The sequence below is a fragment of the Bacillus sp. HMSC036E02 genome, from assembly GCF_001836235.1.
In the GTDB taxonomy this organism is placed as follows: domain Bacteria; phylum Bacillota; class Bacilli; order Bacillales; family Bacillaceae_G; genus Bacillus_A; species Bacillus_A cereus.
This window is the reverse complement of sequence record NZ_KV827880.1, coordinates 169476-176639: the sequence shown is the minus strand read 5'-3', so window position 1 is coordinate 176639 and position 7164 is coordinate 169476. Positions and strand designations below refer to the sequence as shown.

Genomic DNA, 7164 nt, shown 5'->3' with positions numbered 1-7164 from the left:
CCGGTTCGACCCCGGTCGGGACCGCCACTTTTGTTTATACCACCATTAGTGGTTTTATATATAGTTTTGGCTCGGTAGCTCAGTCGGTAGAGCAGAGGACTGAAAATCCTCGTGTCGGCGGTTCGATTCCGTCCCGAGCCACTCTCAGGATATTAAGTGGGCCCACTTAATATCCTTTTTATTTATGTAATTTTACAAAACTGAGTAGTTATTTTAAAATAGAACGAGGAGCCTCTAGCAGTTGAAGCTAGAGGTTTTTCTATAGATCGTATAAGATGCCGTGTAAAAGTGGATCATACATGAGTCTATGAGAATAGAGGAGAAAATACTTAAACAAAGGATGCGGTCATATAGGACATACTATGTAAACATCAATATGTTTAGGGATTATTGACCATATTTTTATAAGGAGGAAATAGACGATGATGGGAAAGAAAATTTTAGTAGTTGATGATGAAAAGCCGATTGCAGATATTTTGAAGTTTAACTTAGAAAAAGAAGGTTTTGAAATAGTAATGGCACATGATGGTGATGAAGCAATTGAAAAGGCTAATGAAGAGCAACCAGATATGGTTTTATTAGATATTATGCTACCAGGTAAAGACGGCTTAGAGGTTTGCCGTGAAATACGTAAAAGCTCAGAAATGCCGATTATTATGCTTACAGCAAAGGACTCTGAGATTGATAAAGTATTAGGGCTTGAGCTTGGGGCAGATGATTATGTAACGAAGCCATTTAGTACAAGGGAATTACTTGCTCGTGTGAAGGCGAATTTACGCCGCCATCAACAAGGTGGTGCTGCGGAAAAAGAAGAAAATACAGAAATGGTTATTGGACCAATTGTGATTAATCCAAATGCATATAGTGTAACGAAGCGCGAGGAAAATATCGAGCTTACACATCGTGAATTTGAGTTGCTACATTATTTAGCGAAACATTTAGGACAAGTTATGACACGCGAACATTTATTACAAACAGTTTGGGGTTATGACTATTTTGGAGATGTGCGCACAGTAGACGTTACAGTACGTCGTTTGCGTGAAAAAATTGAAGATAATCCAAGCCATCCTACTTTAATTGTAACTAGACGTGGAGTAGGGTATTACTTGCGTGACCCAGAGCAGGAATAGTATATGAAGAAAGTTGGTTTTTTTCAATCTATTCATTTAAAATTTGTGCTTATATATATGCTATTAATATTAATAGCGATGCAAGTTATTGGAGTATATTTCGTAAGGGAATTAGAGAAGAGCTTAGTACAAGGTTTTAGGGATTCTTTAACGCAGCAAACAAACTTATTATCATATAATTTGAAGCAAGAGTTTAAAAAAAGTTATACAAAAGCAGAAACAGAGTCAACAGATGAAACGATTAAAACGTCAATTCGAAAATTTGCCTCTGATCAGAAGAAAGTTATACAAGAGGTAAGTGTATTTGATTCGCACAGAAAGTTACTGGCTATTTCAGATGAATCAAAGCAGAATAAGGTGAATCGAACATCAACTGATATAGCTGTTCAGCGAGTGTTAGTACAAAAAAAGCCAGAAGTGAAAATTGAGAAGGATGGTAGTACAGGTCATCGTGTTCAAGTTATGCTTACTCCGATTCTAGATGATAACGGTAAGGATGCGCTTGGTGTTATTTACATTGTGGCATCTATGGAAGATGTATATAAACAAATGAAGGATATAAATCAAATTTTTGCTACGGGAACAGTAATTGCTTTATTAGTAACGGCCGTACTTGGGATTTTGTTGGCTCAAACAATTACAAGACCAATTTCAGATATGCGGAGACAAGCAATCGAAATGGCAAAAGGAAATTATTCCAGAAAAGTAAAAGTGCATAGCCATGATGAAATTGGACAACTGGCATTATCCTTCAATAATTTATCGAAAAAATTACAACAAGCTCGTTCTTCTACAGAAAGTGAAAGGCGTAAATTATCATCTGTTTTATCACATATGACAGATGGAGTAATTGCTACTGATCGAAAAGGGGATATTATTTTACTAAATGACCCTGCGGAAAAGATGTTAAATGTTTCTCGTGAAACAGCGCTCGATCAATCTGTTTTAGAGGTATTAGGGATACAGGAAGAATTTACGCTCGATCATTTATATGAAGAGCCAGATTCTGTTTTATTAGATTTTAGTACGAGAAATGAACCATATATTTTACGTGCTAGTTTCTCTGTTATTCAAAAAGAAACAGGGAAGGCAAACGGCTTAATTGCTGTACTATATGATGTAACAGAGCAGGAACGTATAGAACGGGAACGCCGTGAGTTTGTGGCAAATGTCTCTCATGAATTAAGGACGCCATTAACGACGATGCGCAGTTATTTAGAGGCACTTACAGATGGAGCATGGCAGGATCCAAATATTGCACCACAATTTTTAACGGTTACACAAGAAGAAACAGAAAGAATGATTAGACTTGTAAATGCGTTGTTACAGCTATCTAAATTGGATAGTACAGAGCATCGTTTAATGAAAGAATGGGTCGACTTTACTGATTTCTTTAATAATATTATTGATCGCTTTGAAATGTCTAAAGAGCAAAATGTAAGTTTCAAACGATCTTTCTCTAAGAAATCTAGATTTATTGATATGGATACTGACAAAATTACTCAAGTGCTGTATAACATTATTTCTAACGCATTAAAGTATTCACCAGAAGGTGGAACAGTAACATATCGTTTACGTGATCGCGGTGATTTATTAGAAATTAGTGTAAGTGACCAAGGAATGGGTATTCCAAAAGAAAACGTTGATAAAATCTTTGAACGTTTTTATCGCGTAGATAAAGCTCGTTCAAGACAAATGGGTGGTACGGGACTTGGATTAGCAATTGCAAAAGAAATGATTGAGGCACATGGTGGCTCTATTTGGGCGAAGAGTGAAGAAGGAAAAGGGACAACTATTTATTTCACGTTACCAATGGCAGCAGATGAAGAGGACGATTGGGAATGAGTATGGAAAACTTTAAAACAATAGTTTTAATTAACCTAGTTGTAATTAGCCTATTTCTTACTTTTAATCTATGGACGTATGTGCCAGATTCTACATCCATGCAAAACGCGAAATTTGTACAGGGGAATGAAGGAATGAACCAAACTAAAATTTCCGATGTTGTCCGTCCTACTTCTATCATCGTGCATAAAGATAAAAATCATTATGGGAGCAGAAGAGAGGCAGATATAGAATCAATCTATAAGCCCCTGGAAGTAGGGGAACTACATGATTTTAGAGAGATATCAATCACTAAGGGTGATTTCCTTTCATATGTGCATGGTGAAGGGAAAGTTGAACTTGTTTTCCCTACCGATATCCCATTTGATGCAGTTAAATCCATGTTTAACATGAAAGAGAAAAGTACAGATAAGCCTAAACACTTTAATCGTATTCTCCTTGATCCTTCTAGAAGTAAGGATCAAGAAATTAAAATTAACTTTGTTTCTGATGGTGATAACTTTAAAATATACGAGGCAAAATTAAGTGGCTTGTATTTAAAAGATATTGTAAATGCCCAAAATCAATTTATAGTATCAGCAAAACCTTATTTTGATTATCAACTCAATGATATGAAAAAATTATTTTTACCAGATGGAACGACAGAGTTAAGCAATATAACATATATTTCATCTAATTTAGCAGTTGATACGTTTAAGAATGCTCTGTTTAGTGATCCTCGTTATTTAAGTCCGATTACCGAGATGTCGAAAGAAACATTTACAGATGGTATTAGATCCATGGAAATTGAAAACGATCGTCACATGCTAAAGTATAAAAACTCTTCTGTCTTAACTGAGAAAACGATAGATAATTTAATGCTTTTACAAAAAAGCTTTGAATTTGTAAGTGGTCACAGTGGGAGTTTGGATTCATATCGTTTGGACTATATGAATAAAGGAGAGACAGTATTTCGCTTAAATGAAGATGGATATCCAGTATTCAATGCAGATGGATTAGCGGAATTAAGACAAGTATGGGGATCAGAAGAAGTAATGGAATATGAAAGACCGTTGCTGTCTTTAAATACTAAAGGTATAGAACAGAAGGTTACTCTTCCGTCAGGGCATGTTGTAATAGCATCCCTAGAAAATAATCCAGAGATAAAGAAACAAGTAATTAAGGATATTGGCATTGGATACAAGTTATCACTAGATGGGCAAGTGGTTCGACTACAACCAATTTGGTATGTAAAGCTTGTTGAAGATGAAACAGGTAAACAGAAAATCTATGAGTGGAGTGAGGGAGGACTAAATGGATTGGGATCGGATTAAAACCATATTTATTGTGACCTTTTTTGTTTTGGACCTCTTTCTCATTTTCCAATTCATTCAAAAGCAAGATAGTAATCAATTGGAGCTTATTGCAGAAACAAAGATAGATCAAGAATTAAAAGCAAATAAAATTACGATGGGAAATATCCCTAAAGAACCGAAAAAAGAGTCATTTATTAGAGCGGAAAATAAAGCCTTTAAAGAAGAAGATATACAGTCTTTGAAAAATCAAACGGTGCATATACAAAATATGTACAAGATAGAAAGTAAGCTAAAAGAGCCTTTTTTAAATACGAAATCATTATCAAAAGATAAGTATAATGAATTTTTGAAGAACTATGTATTGGATGGACAAAAATATGAATTTGGAGCGGTGAAAGACTCTAAAATTTATTTCTTCCAAAAATATAAAGATAAGCCTATTTTCTATAATAATCAGGCGATGATTGTTGTGGAATTAAATGAAAAAAATGAACTTGTTTCATATACGCAGACAATGCTAACTGATTTAAAAGAAATGGGCGAAGGTGAAAAAACGAAAGAGCAAGAAATTATTACGGCTCAAACAGCTTTAGAAAATTTGTATTTAAAAAATAAAATTCATGGAAATACGCATGTTAAAGAAGCGCAAATTGGTTATGCCACTCTTACCGCATCTACTTCTAATAACCAAGTACTTGCTCCAACGTGGAATTTAAAAACGGAGCAGAAGCAGGACTTCTTTGTGAATGCAATTGAAGGACAAGTTATGGAATTAGGAGAAAAGGAAAATCAAGTGGTTGATGAACATACTGGAGTGAGAAAGAATGGGGTTGCATTTTAGCGTACTTGCAAGTGGAAGTACAGGAAATATGCTATACGTAGGAACCGATGAAAAAAAATTACTAGTCGACGCAGGTTTAAGTGGTAAAGCAACAGAGGCTTTATTTAAACAAGCAGAACTAAATATAAATGATGTATCAGGTATTCTTGTAACGCATGAGCATAGTGATCATATTAAAGGATTAGGTGTATTGGCACGTAAATATGATTTACCTGTTTATGCAAATGAGAAAACATGGAATGCAATGGAACATTTAATAGGAAATATCCCAACTGAACAAAAGTTTATTTTCTCAGTTGGTGATGTGAAAACATTTGGTGATATTGAAGTCGAGTCATTTGGAGTTTCTCATGATGCGGCAGAACCGATGTTTTATGCTTTCCATAACAATAATAGGAAATTAGCGCTTATTACAGATACGGGATACGTAAGTGACCGTATGAAGGGCGTTATTAAGGGAGCTAATGCTTTCGTATTTGAAAGTAATCATGATGTAGAAATGCTTCGTATGGGACGTTATCCATGGAGCATTAAACGACGTATTTTAAGTGACGTTGGGCATGTTTGTAATGAGGATGCTGCATTAGCGATGGCAGATGTAATTACAGATGAGACAAAGCATATTTATTTAGCCCATTTAAGCTTAGATAATAACATGAAAGAACTAGCGCGTATGTCAGTATCACAAGTACTAGAGGAAAAAGGATTTGGAGTGGGTGAATCATTTGAAATTCACGATACAGATCCAAAAATGCCTACAAAAATTCAATACGTATAATTCTTCATTTTAGTAAACAATAAAGGTGAATATAGTTGTTTTCAGGAAGATAGGTGAACAAATATGTCCTTTATTGATGAAGAAAGTTATCGTATGAAACGTGCAGGAAAAAAGAAGCACAAAGGTATAGTTCTTTCGAGTATAGCGGGAACAATTGTAGGAGCTTCTTTATTTGCGTTTGGAGCGCCTTTATTTTCGAATTCTGCTGATACGCTTCCGCAAGCTGAAGCAAGCGGAAGTAATATGGCTGAAGCTCAAGGGATTAAACAGATTAGCTTTGTAGATGCTGTTGATCGTGCATCTGAAGCTGTTGTGGGTGTTATTAACATTCAACGAGATAATTTTTCAGAGGCAGATTCAGAGGCCGGTACAGGATCAGGAGTAATTTATAAAAAGACAGATGGTAAAGCTTATATTGTAACGAATAATCATGTTGTAGCTGGAGCGAATCGTATTGAAGTAAGTCTAAGTGATGGTAAGAAGGTTCCTGGAAAAGTATTAGGAACCGATGTAGTCACAGATTTAGCTGTATTAGAAATAGATGCAAAGCATGTGAAAAAAATAATTGAAATTGGCGATTCTAATACTGTTCGCAGAGGAGAACCAGTTATTGCGATTGGAAACCCACTTGGACTGCAATTTTCTGGAACAGTTACACAAGGTATTATTTCAGCTAATGAACGTATTGTCCCTGTAGATTTAGATCAAGATGGACATTATGATTGGCAAGTAGAAGTGTTACAAACAGATGCAGCGATTAATCCGGGGAATAGTGGTGGTGCGCTTGTAAATGCAGCAGGACAATTAATTGGTATTAATTCAATGAAAATTGCTGCAAAAGAAGTAGAAGGAATCGGCCTTGCTATTCCGGTGACTAGAGCTGTTCCAATTATGAATGAACTTGAGAAGTATGGAAAAGTAAGAAGACCGTATGTTGGGATTGAACTTAGGTCATTAAATGAAATCCCAAACTATTATTGGTCAAAAACATTACATTTACCAGGTACTGTAACAGAGGGCGTTTGTATTTTGGATGTGAAAAGTCCTTCGCCAGGTGCGGATGCTGGTTTAAGAGAACATGATGTTATTGTGGCAGTAGATGGAAAACCGATTCGCGATATTATTGGATTCCGTACGGCCTTATATGATAAGGAAATTAATGATAAAATGACTCTTACGTTTTATCGTGGTACAAAAAGAGTAACAACAACAGTGAAATTAGGCATTCAAAAGTATTAAAAACAGGAGGGCCTACCTCCTGTTTTCTATTGTAGA

The 7164-nt window shown here is 35.5% G+C and carries 6 protein-coding genes and 1 tRNA gene; all 7 read left to right on the top strand.

Annotated features, from left to right (window positions below; genetic code table 11):
• Positions 1-68 precede the first annotated feature (68 nt).
• The 7 genes from HMPREF2590_RS26955 (at position 69) to HMPREF2590_RS26925 (ending at position 7128) form a co-directional block, all read left to right on the top strand.
• Positions 69-141 (top strand) — tRNA-Phe (locus HMPREF2590_RS26955).
• Positions 142-422: 281 nt separating this feature from the next.
• Complete coding sequence (walR, locus tag HMPREF2590_RS26950) at positions 423-1130, top strand: cell wall metabolism DNA-binding response regulator WalR (RefSeq protein ID WP_000971865.1); 708 nt, start codon at positions 423-425, stop codon at positions 1128-1130.
• A gap of 3 nt (positions 1131-1133) precedes the next feature.
• Positions 1134-2975 carry a cell wall metabolism sensor histidine kinase WalK gene (gene walK / locus HMPREF2590_RS26945; protein WP_000755367.1) on the top strand — a complete coding sequence of 614 codons (1842 nt, stop codon included), beginning with the start codon at positions 1134-1136 and terminating at the stop codon, positions 2973-2975.
• Positions 2972-4288 (top strand): YycH family regulatory protein, encoded by a 1317-nt coding sequence (locus HMPREF2590_RS26940; RefSeq protein WP_000061563.1) that lies wholly within the window; start codon positions 2972-2974, stop codon positions 4286-4288. The genes walK and HMPREF2590_RS26940 overlap by 4 nt, the downstream gene beginning before the upstream one ends.
• Positions 4269-5111 (top strand): two-component system regulatory protein YycI, encoded by an 843-nt coding sequence (locus HMPREF2590_RS26935; protein ID WP_000383740.1) that lies wholly within the window; start codon positions 4269-4271, stop codon positions 5109-5111. The genes HMPREF2590_RS26940 and HMPREF2590_RS26935 overlap by 20 nt, the downstream gene beginning before the upstream one ends.
• On the top strand, positions 5095-5889 hold the full coding sequence (locus tag HMPREF2590_RS26930) for an MBL fold metallo-hydrolase (protein ID WP_000522837.1): 795 nt from the start codon (positions 5095-5097) through the stop codon (positions 5887-5889). The genes HMPREF2590_RS26935 and HMPREF2590_RS26930 overlap by 17 nt, the downstream gene beginning before the upstream one ends.
• A 63-nt stretch (positions 5890-5952) precedes the next feature.
• A complete protein-coding gene (locus HMPREF2590_RS26925) occupies positions 5953-7128 on the top strand; it encodes a S1C family serine protease (RefSeq protein ID WP_000008041.1) in 1176 nt (391 codons plus the stop codon).
• The last annotated feature ends 36 nt before the right edge of the window (positions 7129-7164 follow it).